The 26,765-nt window shown below is 63.9% G+C and carries 26 protein-coding genes; 11 read left to right on the top strand and 15 right to left on the bottom strand.

Annotated elements, in window-relative coordinates; translation table 11 throughout:
• Window positions 1-20: 20 nt before the first annotated feature.
• The 8 genes from LT40_RS18820 to LT40_RS18785 are packed head-to-tail and all read right to left on the bottom strand — an operon-like array spanning window position 21 to window position 7,959.
• A complete protein-coding gene (locus tag LT40_RS18820; RefSeq protein ID WP_043192657.1) occupies window positions 21-1,040 on the bottom strand; it encodes a septal ring lytic transglycosylase RlpA family protein in 1,020 nt (339 codons plus the stop codon).
• Window positions 1,040-2,050 carry a lytic murein transglycosylase B gene (mltB, locus tag LT40_RS18815; protein WP_043192655.1) on the bottom strand — a complete coding sequence of 337 codons (1,011 nt, stop codon included), beginning with the start codon at window positions 2,048-2,050 and terminating at the stop codon, window positions 1,040-1,042. The genes LT40_RS18820 and mltB overlap by 1 nt, the downstream gene beginning before the upstream one ends.
• A 17-nt stretch (window positions 2,051-2,067) precedes the next feature.
• The gene (gene rodA / locus LT40_RS18810; protein WP_052393476.1) at window positions 2,068-3,171 is read right to left on the bottom strand and encodes a rod shape-determining protein RodA; all 1,104 of its coding nucleotides are present in this window, start codon (window positions 3,169-3,171) and stop codon (window positions 2,068-2,070) included.
• A 31-nt stretch (window positions 3,172-3,202) separates the two neighbouring features.
• Window positions 3,203-5,098: a penicillin-binding protein 2 gene (gene mrdA, locus LT40_RS18805; protein ID WP_043192651.1), complete on the bottom strand. Its 1,896-nt coding sequence runs from the start codon at window positions 5,096-5,098 to the stop codon at window positions 3,203-3,205.
• A 15-nt stretch (window positions 5,099-5,113) separates the two neighbouring features.
• Window positions 5,114-5,581, bottom strand: coding sequence for a 23S rRNA (pseudouridine(1915)-N(3))-methyltransferase RlmH (gene rlmH, locus LT40_RS18800; protein ID WP_043192648.1), 468 nt, complete (start codon window positions 5,579-5,581; stop codon window positions 5,114-5,116).
• A 9-nt stretch (window positions 5,582-5,590) separates the two neighbouring features.
• Window positions 5,591-5,980, bottom strand: coding sequence for a ribosome silencing factor (gene rsfS, locus LT40_RS18795; RefSeq protein ID WP_043192646.1), 390 nt, complete (start codon window positions 5,978-5,980; stop codon window positions 5,591-5,593).
• Window positions 5,981-5,996: 16 nt separating this feature from the next.
• The gene (nadD, locus tag LT40_RS18790) at window positions 5,997-6,686 is read right to left on the bottom strand and encodes a nicotinate-nucleotide adenylyltransferase (RefSeq protein ID WP_052393475.1); all 690 of its coding nucleotides are present in this window, start codon (window positions 6,684-6,686) and stop codon (window positions 5,997-5,999) included.
• 1 nt (window position 6,687) lies between these two features.
• Window positions 6,688-7,959: a glutamate-5-semialdehyde dehydrogenase gene (locus LT40_RS18785; protein WP_043192642.1), complete on the bottom strand. Its 1,272-nt coding sequence runs from the start codon at window positions 7,957-7,959 to the stop codon at window positions 6,688-6,690.
• 168 nt (window positions 7,960-8,127) lie between these two features.
• Here LT40_RS18785 and LT40_RS18780 point away from each other — a divergent pair, with 168 nt between their 5' ends.
• Window positions 8,128-8,799, top strand: coding sequence for a DNA-3-methyladenine glycosylase (locus LT40_RS18780; protein ID WP_043192640.1), 672 nt, complete (start codon window positions 8,128-8,130; stop codon window positions 8,797-8,799).
• Window positions 8,800-8,802: 3 nt separating this feature from the next.
• Window positions 8,803-10,122 (top strand): bifunctional DedA family/phosphatase PAP2 family protein, encoded by a 1,320-nt coding sequence (locus tag LT40_RS18775; RefSeq protein ID WP_043192638.1) that lies wholly within the window; start codon window positions 8,803-8,805, stop codon window positions 10,120-10,122.
• Between the two features lie 31 nt (window positions 10,123-10,153).
• On the opposite strand, the gene LT40_RS18770 is transcribed toward LT40_RS18775, so the two are convergent.
• From LT40_RS18770 to LT40_RS18760, 3 genes are read right to left on the bottom strand one after another with little or no spacing between them, the layout of a single operon-like run.
• Window positions 10,154-10,744, bottom strand: coding sequence for an LON peptidase substrate-binding domain-containing protein (locus LT40_RS18770; RefSeq protein WP_043192636.1), 591 nt, complete (start codon window positions 10,742-10,744; stop codon window positions 10,154-10,156).
• An 11-nt stretch (window positions 10,745-10,755) separates the two neighbouring features.
• Complete coding sequence (locus LT40_RS18765; protein WP_043192634.1) at window positions 10,756-11,472, bottom strand: LrgB family protein; 717 nt, start codon at window positions 11,470-11,472, stop codon at window positions 10,756-10,758.
• On the bottom strand, window positions 11,469-11,834 hold the full coding sequence (locus LT40_RS18760) for a CidA/LrgA family protein (protein ID WP_043192633.1): 366 nt from the start codon (window positions 11,832-11,834) through the stop codon (window positions 11,469-11,471). Before LT40_RS18760 ends, LT40_RS18765 begins: the two co-directional genes overlap by 4 nt.
• Window positions 11,835-12,058: 224 nt before the next feature.
• On the opposite strand from LT40_RS18760, the gene LT40_RS18755 reads away from it, so the two are divergent.
• The gene (locus LT40_RS18755) at window positions 12,059-13,768 is read left to right on the top strand and encodes a C13 family peptidase (protein ID WP_043192631.1); all 1,710 of its coding nucleotides are present in this window, start codon (window positions 12,059-12,061) and stop codon (window positions 13,766-13,768) included.
• A gap of 40 nt (window positions 13,769-13,808) precedes the next feature.
• The gene (locus LT40_RS18750; protein WP_043192630.1) at window positions 13,809-14,450 is read left to right on the top strand and encodes an oxidoreductase; all 642 of its coding nucleotides are present in this window, start codon (window positions 13,809-13,811) and stop codon (window positions 14,448-14,450) included.
• 15 nt (window positions 14,451-14,465) lie between these two features.
• On the opposite strand, the gene ubiX is transcribed toward LT40_RS18750, so the two are convergent.
• Window positions 14,466-15,095 carry a flavin prenyltransferase UbiX gene (gene ubiX / locus LT40_RS18745; protein ID WP_043192628.1) on the bottom strand — a complete coding sequence of 210 codons (630 nt, stop codon included), beginning with the start codon at window positions 15,093-15,095 and terminating at the stop codon, window positions 14,466-14,468.
• Window positions 15,092-16,441: a UDP-N-acetylmuramate:L-alanyl-gamma-D-glutamyl-meso-diaminopimelate ligase gene (gene mpl, locus LT40_RS18740; protein ID WP_043192626.1), complete on the bottom strand. Its 1,350-nt coding sequence runs from the start codon at window positions 16,439-16,441 to the stop codon at window positions 15,092-15,094. Before mpl ends, ubiX begins: the two co-directional genes overlap by 4 nt.
• Before the next feature lie 187 nt (window positions 16,442-16,628).
• On the opposite strand from mpl, the gene exaC reads away from it, so the two are divergent.
• From exaC to ppa, 4 genes are all read left to right on the top strand, one after another.
• Window positions 16,629-18,149, top strand: a complete 1,521-nt coding sequence (gene exaC, locus LT40_RS18735; RefSeq protein WP_043192624.1) for an acetaldehyde dehydrogenase ExaC — start codon at window positions 16,629-16,631, stop codon at window positions 18,147-18,149.
• Window positions 18,150-18,329: 180 nt separating this feature from the next.
• Entirely contained in the window at window positions 18,330-18,977 is a 648-nt protein-coding gene (locus LT40_RS18730; protein WP_043192622.1) for a DedA family protein, read from the top strand.
• Window positions 18,978-18,981: 4 nt separating this feature from the next.
• Entirely contained in the window at window positions 18,982-19,782 is an 801-nt protein-coding gene (locus tag LT40_RS18725; protein WP_043192621.1) for a M90 family metallopeptidase, read from the top strand.
• A gap of 252 nt (window positions 19,783-20,034) precedes the next feature.
• Window positions 20,035-20,562: an inorganic diphosphatase gene (gene ppa, locus LT40_RS18720; RefSeq protein ID WP_043192620.1), complete on the top strand. Its 528-nt coding sequence runs from the start codon at window positions 20,035-20,037 to the stop codon at window positions 20,560-20,562.
• Window positions 20,563-20,930: 368 nt separating this feature from the next.
• Here ppa and LT40_RS18715 read toward each other — a convergent pair whose 3' ends face one another.
• Window positions 20,931-21,716, bottom strand: coding sequence for an aldolase (locus LT40_RS18715; RefSeq protein ID WP_043192619.1), 786 nt, complete (start codon window positions 21,714-21,716; stop codon window positions 20,931-20,933).
• A gap of 230 nt (window positions 21,717-21,946) precedes the next feature.
• On the opposite strand from LT40_RS18715, the gene LT40_RS18710 reads away from it, so the two are divergent.
• Entirely contained in the window at window positions 21,947-23,269 is a 1,323-nt protein-coding gene (locus LT40_RS18710; RefSeq protein ID WP_043192617.1) for an aspartate aminotransferase family protein, read from the top strand.
• Here the strand turns inward: LT40_RS18710 and pdxR are convergent, their stop codons facing one another.
• The gene (gene pdxR / locus LT40_RS18705) at window positions 23,270-24,766 is read right to left on the bottom strand and encodes a MocR-like pyridoxine biosynthesis transcription factor PdxR (protein WP_043192615.1); all 1,497 of its coding nucleotides are present in this window, start codon (window positions 24,764-24,766) and stop codon (window positions 23,270-23,272) included.
• A gap of 287 nt (window positions 24,767-25,053) precedes the next feature.
• On the opposite strand from pdxR, the gene LT40_RS18700 reads away from it, so the two are divergent.
• Together LT40_RS18700 and LT40_RS18695 are read left to right on the top strand one after the other, a co-directional pair.
• Window positions 25,054-25,947 carry a transporter substrate-binding domain-containing protein gene (locus LT40_RS18700; RefSeq protein WP_084139845.1) on the top strand — a complete coding sequence of 298 codons (894 nt, stop codon included), beginning with the start codon at window positions 25,054-25,056 and terminating at the stop codon, window positions 25,945-25,947.
• Between the two features lie 172 nt (window positions 25,948-26,119).
• A complete protein-coding gene (locus tag LT40_RS18695; protein ID WP_043192613.1) occupies window positions 26,120-26,761 on the top strand; it encodes an amino acid ABC transporter permease in 642 nt (213 codons plus the stop codon).
• Window positions 26,762-26,765 lie beyond the last annotated feature (4 nt).

Raw genomic sequence — 26,765 nt, 5'->3', positions numbered from 1 at the left:
CCGCCCGCAGGCGGCGCGGTTCAATCCAGTGTCACTAACTTGGGCACGCCGAGGTTGGCCATGCGCACGTTGTCTTGTATCTGCTGGGCTTCACCCTGGGAATTGATCGGTCCCAGGCGCACCCGATAGAACGTCTGCTGGTTCACTGCGATCTGGCTGGTGAAGGCCGGCGCGCTGACCATCGAACTCAGCTTGGAACGCAGCAGTTCCGCAGCGTCGGGGTTGGCGAACGCTCCCACCTGGAGATACAGGCCAGACGCTTGTGCAGAACCGTTTTTTTTTGCGTCCATCTGCACCGGCAGCGTGGCGACCGCGTGTTGTTGCGGCGGTGGCGTATATTGCTCGACCGTACCGGCCGACGGCGTGATGTTGGGCCGGGCCTGCGCCACCACCGGACCCTGGTTCAGCACCAGGGGCGCCGGACGGCCGCGTTGCGCCCACCATTCCTGCGGGTCGATGCCTTCGACGCGGACTCGCGCCGTACCCGTTTCGGCGTAACCCAGCTTTTTCGCCGCCGCATAGGACAGGTCGATGATGCGGTCGGAATAGAACGGCCCGCGGTCGTTGACCCGCAGGATCACGCTGCGGCTGTTGTCCAGGTTGGTAACGCGCACATAGCTGGGCAGCGGCAGAGTCTTGTGCGCCGCGCTCATGCCATACAGGTCGTAGACCTCACCGTTGGCGGTGTTCTGGCCGTGAAACTTGGTGCCATACCAGGACGCCGTGCCGGTGGCCTGATACTGGCGCGACTCGGCGATCGGGAAGTAGGTCTTGCCCAGCACCGTATAGGGGTTGGCCTTGTACGGGCCGGTGTGCAGGGTCGGCACGGCGTCGGGAATCTTCGACACGTCGACGTCCCACCATGGCGCACCGTCCTTGTGGGCACGGTTGATGTTCAGGCCGGGCATGGCTTTCACGGTCGGGCCCGACTGCTTCACGGTACGCGACGGCGGCGGGGTCGACGAGCAGCTGGCGAGCAACAGGCCCAGTGCCGCGCAGGCCGCGATGGCTGATGATGTACGTATCGGCATTGCCCGCATTACTTGACGCCCCGTGCTTGAACCAGCGATTCCGACAGTTGGTGCACGGCCATGGCGTACATCACACTGCGGTTGTAGCGAGTGATTGCATAGAAATTCTTCAGGCCCAGCCAATATTCCGGGCCTGCGGCGCCCTGCAGGCGAAAGGCAGTCACCGGCAGGTCGTTACTCAGCGCATCATGACTCGACCAACCCAACGCTCGCAACTGCCCGACATTCTTGACCGGGTCGATGCCCGGGCTCAAGCCGTCGTCGACCTGCGGGCCGGAAACGCTGGCACGGCTGACCACCGGTTGACCGGCAACCCAGCCATGTTCCTTGAAATAGCTGGCCACGCTGCCGATGGCGTCATCGGGGTTGGTCCAGATGTTGATGTGGCCATCGCCATCGAAATCCACTGCATAGGCGCGGAAGCTGCTGGGCATGAACTGCGGCAGGCCCATGGCACCGGCGTACGAGCCCTTGAGCGTCAGCGGATCGAGCTGCTCGTCGCGCGCCAGCAGGAAGAACTCGCGCAGCTCCTTGCGGAAGAAAGGCGCTCGCGGCGGGTAGTCGAAGCTCAGGGTGGACAGCGCGTCGATGACCCGGTAATTGCCAGTGTTGCGGCCAAAGAAGGTTTCGACGCCGATGATCGCGACGATGATTTGGGCCGGCACGCCGTATTCGCGCTCGGCGCGGGCCAGCACTGCTTCGTGCTGGCGCCAGAAGTCGACACCGCGGGCGATACGCGCATCGGTGATGAACATGGGCCGGTATTCGCTCCACGGCTTGACCCGTTCGGCGGGACGCGAAATGGCGTCCAGAATCGACTGCTTGCGCTCGACTTCCCTGAACACTTCGTTCAACTGCTCGCTGGCGAAGCCGTAGTCGCGGGTCATTTCGCCAATGAACTGGGTCACCTGCGGTGAGCCACCGTAGTCGCCGGCGCTGGCTTGCTGTGCCGACCCCAACAGGCCCATCAGGCCAATCCAGGGAACGTTTCGAGCTGCCCAGCTACGCATTACTTGCATGCAATTGCTCACCTTATTCAAACCTGTGCGATCCACTTGCGATGGGTGTGGATCGACATCAAAACGCCAAACGCTGACAGTAGGGTCACCAACGAAGTTCCGCCGTAGCTAATGAATGGCAACGGTACCCCCACCACCGGCAGCAGGCCACTGACCATACCGATATTGACGAAAACGTAAACAAAAAAAGTCATGGTCAAGCTGCCAGCCAGCAACTTTCCGTACAGGGTCTGAGCCTGTGCGGTGATCACCAGCCCGCGGCCGATCAGCAACAGATAGATCAGCAGCAGCGCACAGATGCCGACCAGGCCGAACTCCTCGCCCAGTACCGCAATGATGAAGTCGGTATGGCTTTCGGGCAGGAAATCCAGGTGTGACTGGGTGCCCAGCAGCCAGCCCTTGCCGAAGACGCCGCCCGAGCCGATGGCCGCCTTGGACTGGATGATGTTCCAGCCGGTCCCCAACGGATCGCTTTCGGGGTCGAGAAAGGTCAGGATTCGCTGCTTCTGGTAATCGTGCATGATGAAGAACCACATGCCCACTGCCACCGGCACCGCTGCGGCCAGCACGCTGACGATCCAGCGCCAGCGCAGTCCGGCCATGAACAGCACGAAAGCACCTGACGCCAGGATCAGCAGCGACGTACCCAGGTCCGGCTGGCGCACGATCAGCACGAAGGGAATGCCGATCAGGGCCAGGCTGGCCGCCACGTGCTTGAGGGTCGGCGGCAGGGTTCGCTTGGCCAAATACCAGGCGATGGTCGCCGGCATGATGATCTTCATGAACTCCGAAGGCTGGAAGCGGATGACCCCGGGAATGTTGATCCACCGTGTGGCGCCCATGGCGTTGTGGCCCATGACGTCCACCACCACCAGCAGGATCACCCCGGTCACGTAGGCCAGGGGCACCCAGCGCGCCATGAAGCGCGGTTCCAGCTGGGCGATGACGAACATCGAGACCAGGCCCAGGCCGAACGAAGTGGCCTGCTTGATCAGCAGGTCCCAGTTCTTGCCGCTGGCCGAATACAGGACGAACAGACTGCCGGCGGCCAGGGTCAGCAGCAGGATCAGCAAAGGGCCGTCGATGTGGATGCGTTGCAGGAACGTCGCACGGCGACGCATCACATCCTCGCTGGAGAGGATGCGATCGAAATTACTCTTCAAGGGCGGTGATCTCCGCGCCCGTGGCGCTGGCGTATTCGGGTTTCAACTGGCCGTCGGGGCCGAGCAGCCAGGCATCCATGATCTGACGCACCACCGGCGCGGCGACGCCGGAGCCGGACTCGCCGTTCTCGACCATCACCGACACTACGATGCGTGGGTTGTCGGCAGGCGCGAAGCCGACGAACAGGGCATGGTCGCGATGGCGTTCCTGGACCTTGCTGCGGTCGTACTTTTCACCTTGGCGAATGGCGACGACCTGGGCCGTACCGGACTTGCCGGCGATTCGGTACTTGGCGCCGATGGCCGCCTTGCGCGCGGTGCCACGGGCACCCTGCATGACCATCTCCATGCCATGGGTGACCTTGCCCCAGTCGGACGGGTTGCGCAGCACGATGTCGGGCACCGGATTCTCGTCCACCGGCGGCGCGCCCTCGATGGTCCGCGCCAGCCGCGGACGATTCCATTTGCCCTTGTTGGCCACCAGAGCGGTGGCCTGGGCCAATTGCAGCGGGGTGGCCTGCATGTAGCCCTGGCCGATGCCCAGGATCAGCGTTTCGCCGGGGAACCAGGCTTGGCGACGGGTCTTGCGCTTCCATTCGCGAGAAGGCATCAGGCCCGGCGACTCCTCGAACATGTCGAGGGACACCTTCTGGCCGATGCCGAACTGGCCCATGTAGCTGTCCAGCTTGTCGATGCCCAGCTTGTGCGCCAGGTCATAGAAATAGGTGTCGTTGGAACGCATGATGGCGGTGTCCAGGTCCACCCAGCCATCGCCGGTGCGGTTCCAGTTGCGGTATTTGTGGTCGTAGTTGGGCAATTGATAGAAGCCGGGGTCGAACACCCGTGAACCGGCATTGATTACCCCTGAATCCAGACCGGCGATCGCTACCGCAGGCTTGATCGTCGAACCCGGCGGATACAGGCCGCGCAACACGCGGTTGAACAGTGGTCGATCGATCGAATCGCGCAGGTCGGCGTAGGCCTGGAAGCCGATGCCGGTGACGAACAGGTTGGGGTCGAAACTGGGCTGGCTGACCATGGCCAGCACTTCGCCGGTGCGTGGGTCCATCGCCACGATGGCACCGCGCCGACCGCCCAGCGCCTCTTCGGCCGCTTCCTGCAGCTTGATGTCGAGGCTCAGGACGATGTCCTTGCCCGGTTTCGGATCGGTGCGTTTGAGCACCCGCAGCACGCGGCCACGGGCGTTGGTCTCGACTTCCTCGTACCCCACCGTGCCATGCAGTTCCGGCTCGTAGAAACGCTCGATGCCGGTCTTGCCGATATGGTGGGTACCGCTGTAGTCCACCGGGTCCAGGGTCTTGAGTTCCTTCTCGTTGATGCGTCCGACATAACCCACCGAGTGCGCGAAATGCGCGCCCTGCGGGTAATGGCGCACCAGTTGCGCAACCACTTCCACACCGGGCAGGCGGAACTGGTTCACCGCAACCCGGGCAATCTGTTCTTCGTTGAGTTCGAACAGGATGGGCACAGGCTCGAACGGCCGGCGCCCCTGTTTCATGCGGCGCTCGAACAGTTGCCGGTCTTCCTCGCTGAGCTCCAGCACCTCGACGATGGTGTCGAGCACCTGACGCCAGTCGCCGGAGCGCTCGCGGGTCATGCTCAGGCTGAAGCTGGGTCGGTTGTCGGCCACGACCACGCCGTTGCGGTCGAAGATCAGCCCGCGCGTGGGCGGAATCGGCTGCACGTGGACCCGATTGTTTTCCGAAAGCGTGGAGTGATATTCGTACTGGATCACCTGCAGGAAATACAGGCGCGCGATCAGCACGCAGATCAGCACCAGGATCGCCGCCGCACCGACCACGACGCGGCTGCGCACGGTGCGCGCGTCTTTCTCGTGGTCCTTGAGGCGAATCGGCTGGGACATCGGCTGGTTTACGGCCTATTTGTGATAAGGGTGCCCGGACAGCACGGTCCAGGCGCGATACAGCTGTTCACCGATGAGTATCCGTACCAGCGGGTGAGGCAAGGTCAGCGGCGACAGCGACCAGCGCTGCTCGGCCCGGGCGCAGACTTCCGGCGCCAGCCCCTCGGGGCCGCCGACCATGAAGTTCACCGTGCGCGAGTCCAGGCGCCAGCGGTCCAGTTCCACCGCCAGCTGCTCGGTGCTCCAGGGCTTGCCGTGCACCTCGAGGGTGACGATGCGCTCGCCCGGGCCGACCTTGGCCAGCATCGCTTCGCCTTCCTGACGGATAAAGCGGGCGACGTCGGCATTCTTGCCACGGGTATTGAGCGGGATTTCGACCAGGTCCAGCGCCAGCTCGGCGGGCAGACGCTTGGCATATTCATGCCAGCCCTCTTCCACCCACTTGGGCATGCGCGAACCTACCGCGATCAGGCGCAGACGCATGACCCGAACTTATTCGTGGCCGGGGGTATGGTGCGCAGCGCTGGCGGCACGGCTCTGCTCGGCACCTTGCCACAGGCGTTCCAGGTCGTAGAACTGACGCGCGGCGGCGGTCATCATGTGCACCACGACGGTGTCCAGGTCGAGCAGGACCCAATCGCTGTCGCCCGCACCTTCTTCACCCAGCGGCTTGACGCCCTTGGCCTTGACCAGCTCGCGGACCTTCTCGCGCATGGCGCTGATCTGGCGGTTGGAGGTACCGGTGGCGATCACCATGAAATCGGTGATGCTGTTCTTGTCGCGCACGTCGATGACCAGGATGTCCTGGGCCTTGACGTCTTCGAGAGCGAGCTTGGTCAGCTCGACGATTTCTTCAGCGGGGATTGCTTGCTTATTGCTCATATAAAACTCGTTCAGTTCAATTGGACGCACGGTACAGCCCGTGCGCCTCGATGTAGGCCAATACTGCGTCGGGCACCAGGAAACGCACCGACTTGCCGCTGGCCAGCAGTTGACGGATCTGGGTGGCCGACACCGCGAGCGGTGCCTGCCAGACGAATGTAATCTGCCCACAGGCCCCCTTGAGGGCCTGCGGGTCGCTGATGGAACGCGCCGCCACCAGGTTGCGCAAGGCATCCGGCAGCTCGGTGTCCGCATCAGGTCGCTGCAACACGACGATGTGACAGTGTTGCAGCAGTTCTTCCCAGCGGTACCAGGAGGGCAAGCCACAAAAGGCATCCCAGCCCAGGAGCAGGAGCAACTGGTCTTGCGGGTCGAGCTCAGCGCGCATCGACACCAGGGTGTCGAGGGTGTACGACGGTTTGTCGCGCGCCAGCTCGCGGTCATCCACGCTCAGGGGCGCCAGCCCCTCCACCGCGGCACGCACCATGGCCAGGCGCTGCTCGGCAGAGACCTGCGGCTGGTCGCGGTGCGGCGGCCGGGCGCTAGGCACCAGTCGCAAGTCGTCCAGACCCAGTGCCTCGACCACCTCCACGGCGCCGCGCAGATGACCGATGTGCACCGGGTCGAAGGTACCACCCAGCACGCCGATTCGACGCGCAGCGCGGGAGTGTACAGCGTGGGGACCGGGCCGGTTCGGTGCGGTCAACTCAGACCGGCTCCTGGCCGCGCAGCTGGCCGTCGCCGATCACCACGTACTTCTCGCAGGTCAGGCCTTCCAGCCCAACCGGACCGCGGGCGTGAATCTTGTCGGTGGAAATGCCGATCTCGGCGCCCAGCCCGTATTCGAAACCATCGGCGAAACAGGTGGGTGCGTTGACCATGACCGAGGCCGAGTCGACTTCGGCGACGAAACGCCGGGCGTGACCCTGCTGTTCGGTCACGATCGCATCGGTGTGATGCGAGCCGTGCTGATTGATGTGCTCAATGGCCTGGTCCAGCCCGTCGACCACACGAATGGACAGGATGGCCGCCAGGTACTCGGTGTTCCAGTCCTCTTCGCTGGCCGGGATCGCTTCGATGAGATCGCGGGTGCGCGGGCAGCCGCGCAGCTCGACGCCTTTGTCACGGAACTGCGCGGCCATCGGTGGCAGGAAGCTGGCCGCCACCGACTGGTCGACCAGCAGCGTCTCCATGGCCCCGCAGATGCCGTAGCGGTAGGTTTTGGCATTGAAGGCGATGCGTTGCGCCTTGGCCAAATCGGCCCCGGCGTCGACGAACACATGGCAGATGCCATCCAGGTGCTTGATCACCGGCACCTTGGCCTCGCGACTGACCCGCTCGATCAACCCTCGTCCGCCGCGCGGCACAATGATGTCGACGTACTCGGGCATGCTGATCAAGGCGCCGACCGCGGCGCGATCGGTGGTGTCGACCACTTGCACCACGGCGGCAGGCAGGCCGGCTTCGGCCAGGCCGCGCTGAATGCAGGTGGCGATGGCGCGATTGGAGTGGATCGCCTCGGAGCCGCCGCGCAGGATCGTGGCATTGCCCGACTTCAGGCACAGGCTGGCGGCGTCGATGGTCACGTTGGGCCGCGACTCGTAGATGATGCCGACCACACCCAGCGGCACGCGCATCTTGCCGACCTGGATACCCGAAGGCCGGTAGCTCATGTCGCGAATCGCCCCGACCGGGTCCGGCAGGCTGGCCACCTGGCGCAGGCCGACGATCATGCCGTCGATGCGCGCAGGGGTCAGCGCCAGGCGCTCGAGCATGGCTGCGTCCAGGCCATTGGCACGACCCGATGCCAAATCCTGTTCGTTGGCGGCAACCAGTTCGGCGCGCGCGCTGTCCAAGGCACTGGCCGCCGCCTGCAGGGCGCGATTCTTCTGCGCGGTGCTGGCACGGCCAATGACCCGCGAGGCTTCGCGGGCGGCGCGACCCAGGCGGGTCATGTAGTCAAGAACGGACTCGGTCATGGTCTCTGTGGTCTTGGCAAAGAGGAAAGCGGCTGATTATAGCTGTCACGTACGCCCACTAACAGCGGTGACGGGCGGATGGTCGAAAACACCTCTTTAAACATATGTCCACGGGCTTCACCGATGTGCAATTGCTATCATCCACCGCGACACCGAATGGACCCCGTTATGTTCAACCCTTTGCCCGATGCCTTTTTCGACACCGACGCGCAATCCCTGGCCCGTGCGTTGCTGGGCAAGGTGATTCGCCACCGCCAGGGGCCCTACTGGTTGTCGGCGCGCATCATCGAAACCGAGGCGTACTACGTCACGGATCGCGGCAGTCATGCATCGCTGGGCTATACCCACAAACGCCGCGCGCTGTTCCTGGACGGCGGCCACATCTATATGTACTACGCCCGCGGCGGCGACTCGCTGAACTTCAGTGCCCAGGGGCCGGGCAATGCGGTGCTGATCAAGTCCGCCTACCCTTGGCTCGATGCCCATACCGACGACAACGCCTTCGCCCAGATGCAGCTCAACAACCCCGATGCGAGCGGCCAGCCGCGTCCGGCCCAGCGCCTGTGCGCCGGGCAGACCCTGCTGTGCAAAGCCTTGGGCTTGAAGGTACCGGTGTGGGATGCCCAGCGTTTCGACATCGAGCAGTTGTTCGTCGACGACGTCGGCGCCCGCGTCCCCCATATTCTGCAGACCACGCGCCTGGGCATTCCGCTGGGCCGCGACGAGCACCTGCCGTACCGCTTCGTGGAGGCCGGCTATGCCCGCTTCTGCACGCGCAACCCCCTGCGTCGCGGCCAGATAGAAGGCCGCGATTATTTCTCGATCTTTCAAGGAACCTGACTCATGGGCGAATGGCTGGACAGTCTGACGGGCTGGCTGACGTTGCATCCGCAATGGCTGGGCGTGGCGATCTTCGCCATCGCCTGCATCGAATGCCTGGCGATCGCCGGGATCGTCGTACCTGGCACAGTGGTGTTGTTCGCCGTCGCGGTGCTGGCGGGCAACGGTGCGCTGTCGCTCAGCGAAACCCTACTGCTGGGCTACGCCGGGGGCCTGTTGGGCGATGCCATTTCCTACGGCCTGGGCAGGCGCTTCCACCAGAACATCCGCGGCCTGCCGCTGTTGCGCACACACCCGCAATGGCTGGAAACCGCCGAGAGCTATTTCCAGCGCTACGGGGTTGCCAGCCTGCTGGTCGGTCGCTTCATCGGCCCGCTGCGGCCGATGCTGCCCATGGTCGCCGGCATGCTCGACATGCCCTTGCCGCGCTTCATCCTGGTCAGCCTGGTGGCGGCGGCCGGCTGGTCGGTCGCCTACCTGCTGCCAGGCTGGGCGACCGGTGCGGCCTTCCGCCTGCCCTTGCCCGATGACTTCTGGCCGCAGGCCGGCATCGTCGTTGCCTGTATCGCCCTGTTGATGGGCCTGAGCCTGCACGCTACGTGGCGCAACCGCGAGCGCGGCACGATGCTGATCGCCCTCGCCTCGCTGATCATGCTGGTTGCCTTGTTCTTCGGCTTCCCGCACTTGAGCGCCCTGGACAATGGCCTCAAGGCCCTGGTCCAGGAGCACCGCAGCGAAGCGGCAGAAACCTTCGTGGTGCTGGTGACACGCATCGGTGACTTCCGCACTCAACTCATGGTGGCCAGCCTGCTCGTCACCTTGCTGCTGATCACCCGCCAATGGCGTCCCGCGTTGTTCGCCTGCTCGACCATGCTGATCACCGCGCTGCTCAATGGCTCGCTGAAGCACCTGGTGGCGCGGCAGCGGCCCGACGTGCTGCTCGAACCGCTGACCACTTTCAGCATGCCCAGCGGGCACAGCTCCGCGGCCTTCGCGTTCTTCCTCAGCCTGGCGATACTGGCCGGGCGCAGACAGACACCACGCATGCGCCTGGTGTGGGTCATTCTGGCGAGCATTCCGGCGCTGTCGATTGCCCTGTCGCGGGTTTACCTGGGCGCCCATTGGCCGACCGACATCATGGCCGGAACCATGCTCGCCTGCTTCGTCTGCGCCTCGTGCCTGGCGGCCGTGGAATATCGCAAGCCGCTGCCGGCCATGCCGCTGCACGTGTGGTGGCTGGTAGTGCCGGCGTGCGCCTTGCTGTTGGGGTTCTTTGCCGTGCACGGATTGCCCATGGCACTGGAACAGTATCGCTACATGTAACAAGGGCGCGATGAGCGCCCGCAAGCCGGCGTCAGGTCAGGGCTTCACCCTGCAGCCGGTCGAGCAACGCCTGGATCGCCGCCAGGCGCAGGCCCGGGTCGCTTTGAGCCAGTAACCGGGTTTTCTCCTGCTCGGTGAACGGCAGCAGATAGGCCAGTTGGTTGGCCAGCGATTGCTGGCCTTGCGCGCCGGCGGTCATGCCCAGGGAGGCCACCATCGGGTGTTCGGCCAGTGCCAGCAACAGGGCCTGGAGATCGCCGTGCTGCTCGGTCAACGGCAGGTCTGCCTGCTCGTCCAGCCAGCTGACCTCGGCCACCAGCAACTGGTCTTTCTGCACCTCGGTGCTCTGGATCTGAAAGCGCCGCGCGCCCTGCACGCGAATGCCCAGCAAACCATTGTCCTGCTGCTGGAAATCGGTGATCAGCGCTTCGCAACCTACCAGGACATGCTCACTGGGGGCCTGACCGACTTCCCTGCCGTCGACGATACCAACCACACCAAAGCCACTGCCTTGCTTCATGCAGCGACCGATCATGTCCAGATAACGCGCCTCGAACAGCTGCAGGTCCAGCACGCAGCCTGGGAACAGCACGGTGTTGAGGGGAAAGAGCGGCAATGTCATGGCTTGTGTCCTCACGCGAATGCGCTGATGGCCAGCGGCAGGAAAACCGCCGTGCCGACGCCCATCAGGCTCATGGCCAGCGCCGCGAAGGCGCCGGTTTCTTCACTTTCCTGCAACGCCACCGACGTACCTACGGCATGCGCGTTCAGGCCCAATGCCATACCGCGCGCCGCCGGATGATCGACGCCCAGAAGGGACAGCAGGCCGGGGCCGAAGATTCCGCCGATGACGCCGGTGATCAGCACGAACACGGCCGCCAGCGCCGCGACGCCGCCGATCTGCTCCGCCACCAGCATGGCGATCGGCGAGGTGACCGACTTGGGCGCCATGGTCATCAGGATCATGTGGTCGGCTCCCAGCCACCGGCCCAGCAACAAGCACAAGGCGGTCGCGAACAGGCCGCCCAGGCCCAGGGTGATCAAGGTGGGCCACAGCAGCTGGCGAATCCGTCGCAGGTTGAGAAACAGCGGTACCGCCAGGGCCACGGTAGCCGGCCCCAGCAGGATGCCGAGAATCTCGGTGCTCTTGCGGTATTCGGCATAGCTGATGCCGCAGACGACCAGCACCGCGACCAACAGCAGCATCGACAGCAACACCGGTTGCAGGAAGATCCAGCGGGTCTTCTCGTAGCCGGCCAGCACCAGTTGATAGGCGCCCAAGGTGATACCGATGCCGAACAGCGGATGATGGATGACGGCCTGCACCGCGCCCTGCCAGTCCAGCATCATGGTTGCACCGGGGCATCGTGCCGGCGACGACGAATCAGGCGTTGCATCAGCCAGCCGACGAAAACCGTGGAGACCGTCACGGAAATCACCAACGAGCCGACGATGGCCCAGAAGTCCTCGGCGATCTGCTGGGCGTAGACCATCACCCCCACGGCAGGCGGCACCAACAGCAGCGGCAGATAGCGCAGCAGGCTGTTGGCCGCCAGGCTCAGGGGCTCGCCGACTTCGCCACGGGCCATCAGGTAGATCAGCAGCAGCACCAAACCGATGATCGGGCCGGGCAGAACGGGCAGAATCAAATGATTGAGGGCCGTGCCCAACAGCTGGAACAGGACCAGCCAGGTCAAACCGCGTAGCAACATTGGGAGGTCTCCTTCGCAAGCCCGGTATTATAAGCACCCCTGGCCTGCGCCTGGGTGATGCAAGATGGCGCACCCCCGTGGCCGGGTGCGATCCAGGCAGTTCTCCAAAGGTGACCTGACCGTTGGCCGACTTTCATGTAGGGCTTATCCGAAAAGCAGCCTGCATCTGTTTTCCGCCTTCGCATCTGCGGCATACTCGGCGCCTCACTCGCCCGGACCCCGTCATGCGCCCTCTCGTGCCCCTCGCCCTTTCGTTGCTGATCTCCGCCTGCGGGGATGGCGAGCCGCTGTCGCCACCCGATGCGCGACTGCCCGACGGCGGCCGTTATCGCGGGGAGCTGGTCAATGGGTTGCTGCAGGGCCAGGGGCGGGTCGACTACCCCAACGGCAGCGGTTACGCGGGGCAGTTCAAGGACGGCCAGTGGCAGGGTGAGGGCCAGTGGCACGGACGCAACGGCGAGGTCTACACCGGCGGCTTCGACCACGGCCTGTTCCATGGCCAAGGCACCCTGATCGCCCGCGGCACCACCTACACCGGCGGCTTCGTCAAGGGTCGACGCCAGGGTGAGGGCACCTTCAAGGAAGCGGGCGTGTCGTACCGCGGCGGCTTCAAGCAAGACCAGTACTGGGGTGAAGGCCACATCGAACTGGACGACGGCAGCCAATACCAGGGCTGGTTCGCCCACGGCAAGCCCAATGGCGAAGGCACGCGCAGCGATGCGGCGGGCAATCAGTTCACTGGCACCTTCGTCAACGGCCTGCTCGAAGGCCACGGTACGTTCAGCAATGCCGACGGCGACCAGTACATCGGCAACTTTCATCTCAACCAGCTGCACGGCCGAGGCCGCTACGAGAATGCCGCGGGCGACGTGTGGATCGGCACCTTCAAGGACGGCGTGCTCACCGGCAAGGGCGAGATGTTCGCCAGCGATGGCAGCCACTACAAGGGCGAGTTCGCCGACTGGCGCTTCAGCGGCAAAGGCTGGCTGGCGCTGGCCGACGGCAGCATCTATAGCGGCACCTTCGAGAACGACACCTATCAAGGCCAGGGTACCCTGACCCTCAAGGATGGCAGCAGCCAGGTCGGCTACTGGCTCAACGGCCAGCGCATTCGCGACGCTCAGGGTCACCTGTTGCCCGACCCGCTGGAACTGGGCCTGCTCAACCAGGGCCAACTGCTGGAGCAGGCACTTGCGGCCGTTCCGCCCTCCACCGCTGCCATCGAGCTGTACAGCCTGGCACTGGGCGGTGACGGCAAACAAAGCGTGTTCATGCGCGAAGCCGACTACGTCACCGGCCTGCTGGCCAATCGTTTCGGTGCCGTGGGGCAGATCACCCTGGCCAACCATCGCGATCACCTGGCCGATCGGCTGATGGCCAGCCGCGAGACCCTGAGCCGCAGCGTCCAGACGCTGGCCGCGCGCAGCGGTCCGGAAGACCTGGTGTTCATCTACCTGACCAGCCACGGTACCAGCGAGCATGAACTGGTGCTCGACCAGCCTCGCCTGCAGTTGGGCGACCTGCCGGCCGATGAGCTGGCCGCCGTGCTGGCACCGCTCAAGGGCCGTGACAAGGTGGTGGTCATCTCGGCCTGCTACTCGGGCGGGTTCATTCCTGCGCTCAGGGACGAGAAAACCCTGATCATGACCGCCTCGCGTGCCGATCGTGTGTCCTTCGGTTGCTCCGAAGAAGCCGACTTCACCTATTTCGGCGACGCCCTGTTCGCCCAGGCCTTCAACCAGACAGACGACCTGCAGCAGGCGTTCGAACTTGCCAGCCGGCACGTTGCCGAACGGGAGATCGCCGACAATTACGAGGCCTCGCAGCCTCAGATCTGGGCGCCCAAAGGGGTGCTCGCGCATTGGCAGCGATTGCGCCATCAGCAGGCCAAGCGCGCGTTGCTCGACACCGCCGCACCTGACGACAAGCCATAGGGCATCCGCTTCACGCTGCCTGTATCAAGGGAGACATTGCATGTACTTGACGCCGCAGCACATCCTTCTCGCCGGTGCCACGGGCCTGACCGGCGAGCACTTGCTCGATCGCCTGCTCGCCGAGCCGACCGTGCAGCGAGTCCTGGCACCGACCCGCCGCCCCCTGGCCGAGCATGCGCACCTGGAAAACCCGGTGGGGCCGCTGCTGCCCTTGTTGGCAGACTTGCAAGGGCCGGTGGACATCGCCTTCTCGTGCCTGGGCACGACCATCAAGCAGGCCGGCTCCCAGGAGGCGTTTCGCCAAGTCGATCACGACCTCATCGTCGCCTATGCCCAGCGCGCCCTGGAACTGGGGGCGCGGCACTTTCTGCTGATCAGCGCCATCGACGCCGACCCGCAATCCTCGGTGTTCTACAACCGCGTCAAAGGTGAAACCGAAGAGGCGCTGCGTGCGCAGGGCTGGCCGCAACTGACCATCGCCCGCCCATCGCTGCTGCTCGGCGACCGCGTCGAGGCGCGCCTGGCCGAGCGCATTGCCGGCCCCCTGTCGAAACTGATTCCGGGCAAGTACCACGGCATCGAAGCGCTGCAACTGGCCCGCGCGCTGTGGCGCCTGGCGCTCGAGGAGCAGGACGGCGTGCGCGTGGTGGAATCGGACGAGTTGCGGCGCCTGGGCAAATAGCTTGCCGTTCGCGCCTCAGTCGTCGCTGCCGTGGTGGTGCTCACCCCACCGCGGCAGCATGTCCTGGGGAATATCGAGCAGATTCAGCACCCGCGCGACGACGAAGTCGATCAGGTCGTCGATGGTCTGCGGCTGGTGATAGAAGCCCGGTGCCGCCGGCAGGATCACCGCGCCCATCTGCGACAGCTTGAGCATGTTCTCCAGGTGGATGGTCGAGAACGGTGCTTCGCGCGGCACCAGGATCAACTGCCTGCGTTCCTTGAGCGTTACGTCCGCAGCGCGCTCGATCAGATTGTTGCAGGCGCCGGTGGCAATGGCCGACAAGGTGCCGGTCGAACACGGCACCACCACCATCGCACTCGGCGCGCCGGAACCCGAGGCCACCGGCGACATCCAGTCTTCCTTGCCATACACGCGGATCTGTCCGGCGGACGCCCCGGTGTATTCGTTGAGAAAGGCCTGCATGGCCTGCGGCTTGGCCGGCAGGGTGACGTCGGTCTCGGTGGCCAGCACCAGCTGCGCGGCCTTGGAAATGAGGAAATGCACCTCGCGGTCCTCGCGCACCAGGCAGTCGAGCAGGCGCAAACCATACTGCGCGCCCGAGGCGCCGGTCATGGCCAGGGTGATGCGCTGCGGGCCGCTCATTTGAGGGCCTCTGCCAGTTTCAGATGCAGGCCGCCGAAGCCGCCGTTGCTCATGATCACCACATGGGTGCCGGGCCGAGCCTGGCCCTTGACCCGCTCAATGATGGCTTCCAGCGAATCGGCCACGACCGCCGGGACCGGGCACTGCGCCGCCGTCGCGGCGAGGTCCCAGCCCAGGTTCAGTGGCGCGTACCAGATCACCTGATCGGCGTCGCGGACGCTGTCGGGCAGGCCGTCGCGGTGGGCGCCAAGCCTCATGGAGTTGGAACGCGGCTCGATCACGGCAATCAGCGCTGCGTCGCCGATGCGCTTGCGCAGGCCGTCCAACGTCGTGGCAATGGCCGTGGGGTGGTGCGCGAAGTCGTCGTAGAGGGTGACGCCCTGCACTTCAGCGACCCATTCCATGCGCCGCTTGACGCTCTTGAACGCGCACAGCGCCTCGATACCCAACGGCGCAACCACACCTACATGACGGGCGGCGGCCAAGGTTGCCAAGGCATTGGCCACGTTGTGCTGGCCGGTCAGCGGCCAATCCACCGTGCCCTGCACCACACCTTCGAACGACACCTCGAAGCGCGAGCCATCGGCGCTGAGCAGATTCGCCTGCCACTGGCCGTTCTCGCCCGTGGTCTGCACCGGTGTCCAGCAGCCCATCTCGATCACACGGCCCAGGGCCGGCTCGGTGGTAGGGTGGATCACCAGGCCCTCGCTGGGCACCGTGCGGATGAGGTGATGGAACTGGCGCTCGATAGCGGCCAGGTCCGGGAAAATATCGGCGTGATCGAACTCAAGGTTGTTGAGGATCGTGGTCCGCGGACGGTAGTGGACGAACTTGGAGCGCTTGTCGAAAAACGCGCTGTCGTATTCGTCTGCCTCGACCACGAAGAACGGCGTCTGCCCCAGGCGGGCGGACACCGCGAAATTCTGCGGCACACCGCCGATCAGGAAGCCCGGCGCCATGCCGGCATGCTCCAGCACCCAGGCCAGCATGCTGCTGGTGGTGGTCTTGCCGTGGGTACCGGCCACGGCTAGCACCCAGCGCCCCTGCAGCACATGGTCGGCCAGCCACTGCGGACCGGACACATAGGGCAGGCCCTTGTTCAGCACGTATTCGACCGCCGGATTGCCGCGCGACAGGGCATTGCCGATCACCACCAAATCGGGCGCAGGCTCCAATTGGGCGGCGTCGTAGCCCTGGGTCAGTTCGATGCCCTGAGCCTGCAACTGGGTGCTCATGGGCGGATAGACATTGGCGTCCGAGCCCGTGACACGGTGGCCCAGTTCCTTGGCGAGCACCGCCAGAGAGCCCATGAAGGTGCCGCAGATACCGAGAATGTGAATGTGCATGGTTGGCCTCTTAAAACGTCGAGGCAGGGTAGCGTAGGGTAGGAAAAATCTCATCCTTTGATTGGCGATCACCCGCTTGCGGTCCATGACTGCACAACGGTTTCAAAGCACCGCGCTCGCCTTTGTTCTACGCTTATGGGGCGCTATCGCGCGTCCTCCACAGAATCACAACAGCAGGAGACTCCCCATGCGTTACGCACACCCGGGCACCGAAGGCGCCAAGGTCGAATTCAAGGCCAAGTACGGCAACTATATCGGCGGTGAGTTCGTCGCGCCGGTGGACGGCAACTACTTCACCACCACCTCGCCGGTGAACGGCAAGCCCATCGCCGAATTCCCCCGCTCCAACGCCCGCGACATCGACAAGGCGCTGGACGCCGCCCATGCCGCCGCCGATGCCTGGGGCACTACGTCGGTACAGGCTCGCTCGCTGGTCCTGCTGAAGATCGCCGACCGTATCGAACAGAACCTGGAAACCCTGGCCATCACCGAAACATGGGACAACGGCAAGGCCATTCGCGAAACCCTGAACGCCGACATTCCACTGGCAGCCGATCATTTCCGCTACTTCGCCGGCTGCCTGCGGGCGCAGGAAGGCAGCGCAGCCGAAATCGACGGCAACACCGTGGCCTACCATATCCACGAACCGCTGGGCGTGGTCGGGCAGATCATCCCCTGGAACTTCCCGATCCTGATGGCCGCCTGGAAGCTGGCCCCGGCACTGGCCGCCGGCAACTGCGTGGTGCTCAAGCCGGCCGAGCAGACGCCCCTGGGCATCACCGTGCTGATGGAGTTGATCGGCGACCTGCTGCCGCCGGGAGTGCTCAACGTGGTCCAGGGTTTCGGCAAGGAGGCCGGCGAAGCGCTGGCCACCAGCAAGCGCATCGCCAAGATCGCCTTCACCGGCTCGACGCCGGTGGGCTCGCACATCATGAAATGCGCTGCCGAGAACATCATTCCTTCGACGGTGGAGCTGGGCGGCAAATCGCCGAACATCTTTTTCGAAGACATCATGCAGGCCGAGCAGACCTTCATCGAAAAAGCCGCCGAGGGCCTGGTGCTGGCTTTCTTCAACCAGGGCGAGGTGTGTACCTGCCCGTCCCGCGCGCTGGTCCAGGAGTCCATCTACCCGGCCTTCATGAAAGAGGTCATGAAGAAAGTCGAGCAGATCAAGCGCGGCGATCCGTTGGACACCGACACCATGGTCGGCGCCCAGGCGTCGGAACAGCAGTTCGACAAGATCCTGTCCTACCTGGAAATCGCCAAGGGCGAAGGCGCCGAACTGCTCACCGGTGGCCAGGTGCAGAAACTCGAAGGTGACCTGTCGACTGGCTATTACATCCAGCCAACTCTGCTCAAGGGCACCAACAAGATGCGCGTGTTCCAGGAGGAAATCTTCGGCCCGGTGGTCAGTATCACCACCTTCAAGGACGAAGCCGAGGCCCTGGCCATCGCCAACGACACCGAGTTCGGCCTGGGTGCCGGGGTCTGGACCCGTGACATCAACCGGGCCTGGCGCATGGGCCGCGGGATCAAGGCCGGCCGAGTGTGGACCAACTGCTACCATCTGTACCCGGCCCATGCCGCGTTCGGTGGCTACAAGAAATCCGGCGTGGGCCGCGAGACCCACAAGATGATGCTGGACCATTACCAGCAGACCAAGAACCTGCTGGTCAGCTACGACATCAACCCCTTGGGCTTCTTCTAGCCGGACGTCAGCGGCGCGACGCCCCGGCGCCCGCCGCTGCACTTATCCCTGTGATGTTTCACTGTCTGGCACATGACCGTTCGTCGGTTGCACCGCCCTGGCGCGCTGAGCCAACAAACGTGCCTCACCCATCGGTATACTGCGCGGATTCTTCAAGTCCGGATCAGCACAGGTACCCCCATGGAATTCAGCTTCATCGACCTCATCCTGCACCTGGATGTGTACCTCAACATGCTGGTGACCCAGTACGGCACCTGGGTCTACGCGATCCTGTTCCTGGTGATTTTCTGCGAAACAGGCCTGGTGGTGATGCCTTTCCTGCCCGGCGACTCGTTGCTGTTCATCGCCGGTGCCGTCGCGGCCGGTGGCGGCATGGACCCGTTCCTGCTCGCAGGCCTGCTGATGACCGCCGCCATCCTGGGCGACAGCACCAACTACATCGTCGGTCGTACGGTGGGTGACAAGCTGTTCAGCAATCCGGATTCGAAGATCTTCCGTCGCGATTATCTGGATCAGACCCACGCCTTCTATGCTCGCCACGGCGGCAAGACCGTGACCCTGGCGCGCTTCCTGCCGATCCTGCGCACCTTCGCCCCGTTCGTGGCCGGTGTCGGCAAGATGCACTACCCGCGCTTCCTGGGCTTCAGTGTGCTGGGCACGGTGTTGTGGGTCTGTGGCTTGGTGACCCTGGGCTACTTCTTCGGCAACATGCCGTTCATCAAGCAGAACCTGACCCTGTTGATCGTGGCGATCATCCTGATTTCGCTGCTGCCCATGATCGTCGGTGTGCTGCGCAGCCGCACGAGCCGCACCGCGCCTACGCGCTGAGAACATGTGGTCCTACAAGGCCTGGCGGCGACAGCGGACCCTGCACCGCCACCGCATCGATGAATCGCTGTGGCAAACGGTGCGCGGCGATCTGCCGATTCTCGATGGCCTCGATGCACAGCAGGACCAGCACCTGCGCGAGGCCTGCGTGCTGTTCCTGCAGGCCAAGGCCCTGACCTGCCTGCCCGGTGTCGAACTCGACGATCGCGCCCGCCTTCACCTTGCGGCACAAGCGCAGTTGCCGTTGCTGCAATTGGGCGATCTGGACTGGTATCAGGGCTTTCACGAAATCGTCCTGTATGCCGACGATTTCGTCAGCCCGCAGCGTTACCGCGATCCCAGCGGCGTGGAGCACCAGTGGGACGGCGAGCACAGTGGCGAGGCCTGGCAACAGGGGCCGGTCATTCTCGCCTGGTCGGGGGTCATGGCCAGTGGCAGCTGGGATGGTTACAACCTGGTCATCCACGAACTGGCGCACAAGCTCGACATGCTCAACGGCGACGCCAACGGCCTGCCGCCGCTGCACGGCGACATGCGTGTGAGCGACTGGGCCAGCGCCATGCAGCATGCCTACGACGACTTGAATCGCCAGCTCGATGCCGATCCCGATGCGGAAACGACCATCGACCCGTATGCCGCGGAAAATCCGGCGGAGTTCTTCGCCGTTACCAGTGAGTATTTCTTCACCGCCCCGGATTTGCTGCATCAGGCCTACCCGCTGGTCTATGAGCAGCTGCGCCTGTTTTATCGCCAGGATCCGCTGCAGCGGCTTTCGGCCCTGCCCCCGACCTGCGTAACGCCCTGACGCGGCTTGCGCCGCGGCTACAGGGAAGGTGATTGCCGGCAAACGCGGCATTGGGAAATGCGATGGCCTGCATTGCGTGGATGAACACGGCCCCCTGTAGCAGCGGCGCAAGCCGCGTCGACAGCCGCTGCACACGGCCGGGGCCGGACCGTGGCGCGTATGGCATGCGTTCCTACAATGTGCCTATAATCGCGCCCACATTTTCGGCCTGTACGGCCTTCAGACTGGCCCAAACCACGGGGGCAACGCCTAATGAGCTACAGCAAGATTCCAGCCGGCAAAGACCTGCCGAACGACATCTACGTCGCCATCGAGATTCCGGCCAACCACGCGCCGATCAAATACGAAATCGACAAGGACAGCGACACCCTGTTCGTCGACCGTTTCATGGCCACGCCGATGTTCTACCCGGCCAACTACGGCTTCATTCCCAACACCCTGGCCGATGACGGCGACCCCCTCGACGTGCTGGTCGTTACCCCTTACCCAGTCACCCCAGGTGCAGTCATCCGCGCCCGTCCGGTCGGCATCCTGCACATGACCGACGACGGCGGCGGCGACGCCAAGGTCATCGCCGTACCGCACGACAAGCTGTCGCAGCTGTATGTGGACGTCAAGGAATACACCGATCTGCCGCCGCTGCTGCTGGAACAGATCAAGCACTTCTTCGAGAACTACAAGGATCTCGAAAAAGGCAAATGGGTGAAGATCGAAGGCTGGGGCGACGCAGACGCCGCCCGCGCCGAAATCACCAAGTCGGTCGCCGCCTACAAAGGTTGATCCGTCGCTGTACCCAACACCCCGGCCAAGGCCGGGGTTTTTCATGGCCGCAGTGAAGACATTTGGCGCTAAAGGGAAAAAGAGGTTTGCACAGGCACCCGCCCGTGCGTATTCTTTGGCCCTCACCAGCTCAGGCTGGTCAACAGTTTGCAGGCGGTTGCGGCTTACCAAAAGTAAGGCAAGATCGTCGACGAGAAGCCGGCCATAAGCCGGCTTTTTAATGCCCGCAAGAAACTGCGCAGCGCCTGTTTCGCGGCCACAGACCGCTCCTACGAAACACCGTACACCCCTGTAGGAGCGGTCATCGGCCGCGAAAGCGTCCTTCGGGTCGCCATCGATTCCAGCCTCTTCATGATAACTCGCTGCATCTACAGGTCGTAACCGCTGCCCGCCAGGCTGCGCTTGACACTGTCCAGGTGCAGACGCGCGCTTTCGGCGTTGCCGACCAGCATCTGCCGGCACGCGGCGCTGGCGATGGCGTGGGGTACGGGCTTGAGCGGACGGCCGCTGGCCATGGCCTTGAGTTGCACTTCGGCGGCCCGCTCCAGGTAGTACAGGTCATCCCACGCTTCGGCGATGCTGGGGCCGAGTACCAGCGGGCCGTGATTCTTGAGCATGACGATATCCGCCTCACCGGCCGCGCGCGAAATGCGCTTGCCCTCGGCATCGTCCAGGGCCAGGCCGTTGTAGTGCTCGTCCACCACCATCCGCTCATAGAACTTCAACGCTGTTTGCCCAGCCCACACGAAGGGGTCGCCTTCGAGCATGCACAGCGCCGTGGCGTTGGGCATATGGGTGTGGAACGCAGCGGTAGCACGCGGGTTGAGGCGATGCAGTTGGGCGTGGATGAAAAACGCCGTCGCCTCCGGTTGGCCTTCACCGGCCAGGACGCGCCTCTGAAAATCGCAGATCAGCAACGAGGACGCGGTGACTTCGGCGAACGCCAGGCCGAACGGGTTGACCAGAAACAACTGCGGATGGCCGGGCAGCACAAAGGAAAAGTGGTTGCAGATCCCCTCGGCCATACCCAGTTTCGCCGCCATGCGAAAACAGGCTGCCAGGTCGATGCGCGCTTGACGGATCTCTGGGCTGTCCAGACCGGCCATCTGCGTCAGGGGACGGGTAGCTGGGTGGATATCGAAACTGTGAGCCATGGTCTCGGGTCCTGAAAAAGCTGGAGGGAGACTGCCAAGCGTAGCCAAATCCAGCCTTGGGCCAAGGGACAGTTGAGCGGTTTGCCTGGGCCAGTCGAGTGGCCTGACCCACTGTTTCAGCCCATCTGGCCCTACGAGCACGGCAGCGTTTGTTCCTATCGTGGGCCGCCGCCGTGCAACACGGCCCCCTTCACCAGCCTTGGCTGACTACGATCCTGCAGAGGTAACCCATGAGCACGCCCGTTTCCAACGACTACGTGTACGCCCTGGACCGTGAATTCGTGTTCCATTCCTGGTCGACCCAAGGCGCGCTGAACCCGCTGGTGATCGCCGGTGGCCAGGGCTGCACGCTATGGGACTACGATGGGCGCGAGTATCTGGACTTCAGCAGCCAGTTGGTCAACACCAACATCGGCCATCAGCATCCAAAAGTGATCGCGGCCATCGTCGAGCAGGCCAGCAGCCTGGTCACGGTGGCTCCGGCCACCGCCAACCTGATGCGCGGTGAGGCGGCCAAGCGCATCCTGGCGCGGGCGCCGAGCCACTTCGGCAAAGTGTTCTTCACCAATGCCGGCGCGGATGCCAACGAGAATGCCATGCGCATGGCGCGGCTGTTCACCGGCCGCGATAAGATTCTGTCCGCTTACCGCTCCTACCATGGCAGCACCGGCGCGGCCATCGTCGCCACAGGCGATCCACGGCGAGTGCCCAATGAATTCGCCCGCGGCCATGTGCATTTCTTCAATCCGTACCTGTTTCGCAGCGAGTTTCATGCCACCAACGAGCAGGAAGAATGTGAACGCGCGCTGCAGCACCTGCGCCGGGTCATCGAATGCGAAGGCCCGGCTGCCATTGCGGCCATACTGCTGGAAAGCATACCCGGCACGGCCGGCATCCTGGTGCCACCCAAGGGTTACTTGGCGGGCGTGCGCGCGCTGGCCGACGAGTACGGCATTCTGGTGATTCTCGATGAAGTGATGGCCGGTTTCGGGCGCACCGGCAGTTGGCTGGCGCTGGACCATTTCGACATCGTGCCGGACCTGATCTGCTTCGCCAAAGGGGTCAACTCAGGCTACGTACCCGCCGGTGGGGTGATGATTTCCAAACCGATCGCCGAGTATTTCGATCACCATTTCTTCCCCGGCGGCCTGACCTATTCCGGACATCCGCTGGCCATGGCGGCCATCGTGGCGACACTGGATGTGATGGCCGAGGAAGGCATCGTCGACAACGCCCGGCAGATCGGCCATGAAGTCCTCGGCCCGGGCTTGCAGGCGCTGGCGGCGAAGTACCCGTTGATCGGTGAGGCCCGCGGGATCGGCCTGTTCTGGGCGCTTGAGTTCATCAGCGACAGAAAGCTCAAGACGCCGCTGGCCGCTCCGCTGATGGGCCAGATGAAGGCGGCGTTCCAGGCGCGCGGATTGCTGACCTTCATCGTCGAGAACCGCTTGCACGTGGTGCCGCCGTGCATCGTCAATGCCGCCCAGGTGGAGGAAGCGCTGGGGATTTTCGATGAGGTGATCGGTGAGTTTTCGGGCGGCTACATGCGTTGATCAGCCCCCCTCCAGCACCCCGGCCAACTGCTCTATTCCTGGCAGGATCTTGTCGGCATCGATGGCATGAAACCCCAGCCGCATGAAATTCCCGGGCGGTGCGGGGTTGAAGAAGAACTGTGCTCCCGATTCGATCAGAATGCTCTTCTGCGCCGCCGCCCACGCCAGCTTCTGGGTATCCACGCCGGCCGGCGCCTTGAGCCAGAATGCACTGGAACCGTCACTGCCCAGGTGCTGGCAACTGCTCAGACGGCGGCTCACAGCGTCCTGCATCAACGCCCGGCGCCGCCCATGCTCCTCGCGAAAGCGGCGCAGGTGCGCATCGTAGTGACCCTGAGCCAGAAACTCGGCCAGCATGCGCTGGTTGTTCAACGGCGGGTGCCGGTACATCAAGCGGCGCAGTGCCCGCAGTTCGCTGATCAATTCGGCATCGGCCACCATGTAGCCCAGGCGCAGCCCCGGTGAAAACGCTTTCGACAAGCTGCTCAGGTAGATCACTCGCCCACTGCTGTCGCTGGCCTTGAGCGCGGGCTGCGGATGAGGGTCCAGGTTAAGTTCGGCGTCGTAGTCGTCCTCGATGAGGATCTGGTCGTGCTGGCGAATCTGCTGCAGCAGACGGGTCCGTCGTGCGGCACTCATGGCGATGCCGGTGGGCACTTGATGGCCCGGCGTCACATAGAGGTAGTCGCAGTCGTCCAGGCGAGCGTCCACCACCAGCCCCTGTGTGTCGATGTCTTGCTTGTGCACCTGGGCGCCTTGCAATTCGAAGATACTCAGGGCGTCGCGAAAACCAGGGTTCTCGATGGCGACCTTGACGCCATGCGTCATCAGCAGCGTGGCCAGCAGGTACAGCGCGTTCTGCGAGCCCAGGGTCAGCAGGATTTCGTCGGAGCTGGCCCAGATACCCCGCTTGGGCAGCACGCGGGTGCGCAACTGCTCGATGAGCATCTGATCGTCGCGGTCGAAACCATCGCACAGCCAGCCTTGGTCGCGTTCGCTGCGCAGGGTATTGCGGGACACCTCGCGCCAGCGCTCCAAAGGGAACAGATCCCGTATGGGTTGTCCGTAGATGAACGGATAGCTGAAGCCACTCCAGTCACCGGGCCGCAAGACCCCGTGCTTCAAACTGGGGAGCATCTTCAGGCGCCCGGCCCAATCCGGAGCGCGCTCCGCATCGCAGGTATCGCTGTAGCCAACCGGACGGTGACGGCTGAACGACGGCCAGGCATTGTGCGCATCGCCGCCGCAGTAGTCGGCATGCAGGTAGTAACCACTGCGAGGGCGGCTTACCAGATAGCCGTTGTCCAGCAGGCTTTCGTAGACCAACGCCACGGTATTGCGCGAGATACTCAGTTGCTGGGACAGCTTGCGGCACGACGGCAAAGGCTCATCGGGCGGAAACCCCCCGCCCAGGATCGCCGAGACCAGAGACTCGCGCAATTGCTCCTGCAAACCGCGCTGTTGGTCGAAATCCAGGTAGAAGACGTGATCGATCATGCTCTCGCTCCGCGATGGCCCGCCGCGGATTGATCCGCGGCGAAGCGCTTTCACCTGTCCTGAACCCGCCCGGTTTCCAGGGCGAGCCAAGCTGTTGGCACCCATGCCGATCGATGGACTTTGCAAATAGCGCGCCATGCTTTTTTGCGCACGCAACTGGCCAGTCGAATGTGCGCAACTGCCCCTATCGCTGCCCCAAGACGCCTCACTAAGGTTGAGGCCATGCCACTGAACGCCTCCGTCCAGAGAAACGCTCAGACCTACTTCAACCTTCGGGAGCAGCATCCATGAAGCAACCCAGCAAGCGTTCGATGACCGGCACATCCCTGGGCCTGCTGCGCAAGTTGAGCCTGGCCACGCTGGTACTCTCGGCCTCGTTCGGCGCCCACGCCGATCTCGCCGAGGTGAAGAGCAAAGGTGTTCTGAGTGTCGCCACCGAGGATGATTACGCACCGTTCAACTACATCGTCGATGGCAAACCCGAAGGCTTCCACAAGGAGCTGCTGGAGGACCTCAAGGCCTACGCCAAAACCCAGAACGTCGACGTCAAGCAGGACATCCTGCCGTGGACCGGCCTGCTCGCGTCGGTTTCTTCCGGTCAGTACGACGTGGCCTTCACCGGCGCCCTGGTCACCGACGAGCGCCTGCGCGTGTTCAACTTCGCCCCGCCTTTCGCGTCCGCCCAACACTTCTACGTCAAGCGTGCCGATGACAAGCGCCTCAGCGATATCGCCAGCCTGTGCGGCAAGACCGTCGGCGTGCAGGCCGGCAGCGCCCTGCTGGCACGCCTGCCCGAGCTCAAGAAAATGATGAAGGACAAGGGTTGCGAGATGGGCAAGGTGGTGGAGTATCCGTCGTACCCGGAAATCTACGCCGACCTGGCCAACGGTCGCCTGGACTACGCGGTGAACGCGCTGATCTCGGTGAACGACCTGGTCAAGACCCGCGGCGACACATTCGCCAAGGGCATTGCCGTATCCGGCGCCGGCTTCGCCGCCTGGCCGGTACCGAAGAACAGCCCGGAGCTGCTCAAATTCCTCAGCGGCTTCATGGACCAGATCCGCGCCAACGGCCGCCTGGCCGCGTTGCAGACCAAGTGGTTCGGCGAAGCCTTCCCGGACATGCCCAAGGAACCGATCACCAACGTCGAGCAATTCCACACGTTGGCGGGGATGAAGTGATCGCCGGAATGATCGGGTTGTGTCAGTGCGGGCCTCTTCGCGGGTAGATGGCTCGCCGCCCGCCCCGCTCCCACAGGTCTACGCGGCTTATCACTCATCCCTGTGGGAGCGGGCTCTGCCCGCGAAGAGGCCAAGACATACAACGTAAAAACCCCAGCCAAGGATGCCTGCCATGAACACACAAGCCTGGCTACTCTTGCTCGAAGGTGCCTGGACCACCCTGTGGCTGTGCGGCATCGCCATCGGCATCGGTGTCGTCCTGGGTCTGGTCATCGCTCTGATTCGCCTGGCCAAGGTCCCGTTCGTCGAGCAACTGCTGGTGCTCTATATCAGCCTGGCCAGGGCCACGCCGCTGGTGACCCTGGTGCTGTTCCTGTTCCTTTCGGCGCCAGTGTTCGGCATCAACATGAACCGCAACACGGCCGCCATCGTCGCCATGACCCTGAACACCGCCGCATTCAACGCGGAAATCTGGCGCGCCGCCTTCCTCAGTTTCTCCCGCGACCAGCGCGAGGCCGCGCTGGCCTGTGGCATGACCGGTGGCGTGTTCTTTCGCCGCATCATGTTGCCGCAAATGATCACCACCAGCCTGCCCGGCCTGGTCAACGAGATGTCGTTTCTGATCAAGGGCAGCCCGGCCGTGGCCGTGATCGGCATCGTCGACCTGACCCGCGTCACCAACCGCATCTCGGCGGTGACCTACGATCCGCTGCCGCCCATCCTCGCCGCCGCCGTGCTGTACATGCTGATCATTGGCGTACTGCTCAAGCTGCAAGGGCTGGCGGAACGAAAAGCCAATCGGCTGGCCATGTGAGGAA

The organism is Pseudomonas rhizosphaerae, assembly GCF_000761155.1.
GTDB lineage: Bacteria > Pseudomonadota > Gammaproteobacteria > Pseudomonadales > Pseudomonadaceae > Aquipseudomonas > Aquipseudomonas rhizosphaerae.
The sequence above is the reverse complement of the archived record's forward strand: the minus strand, read 5'-3'. Positions and strand labels throughout refer to the sequence as shown.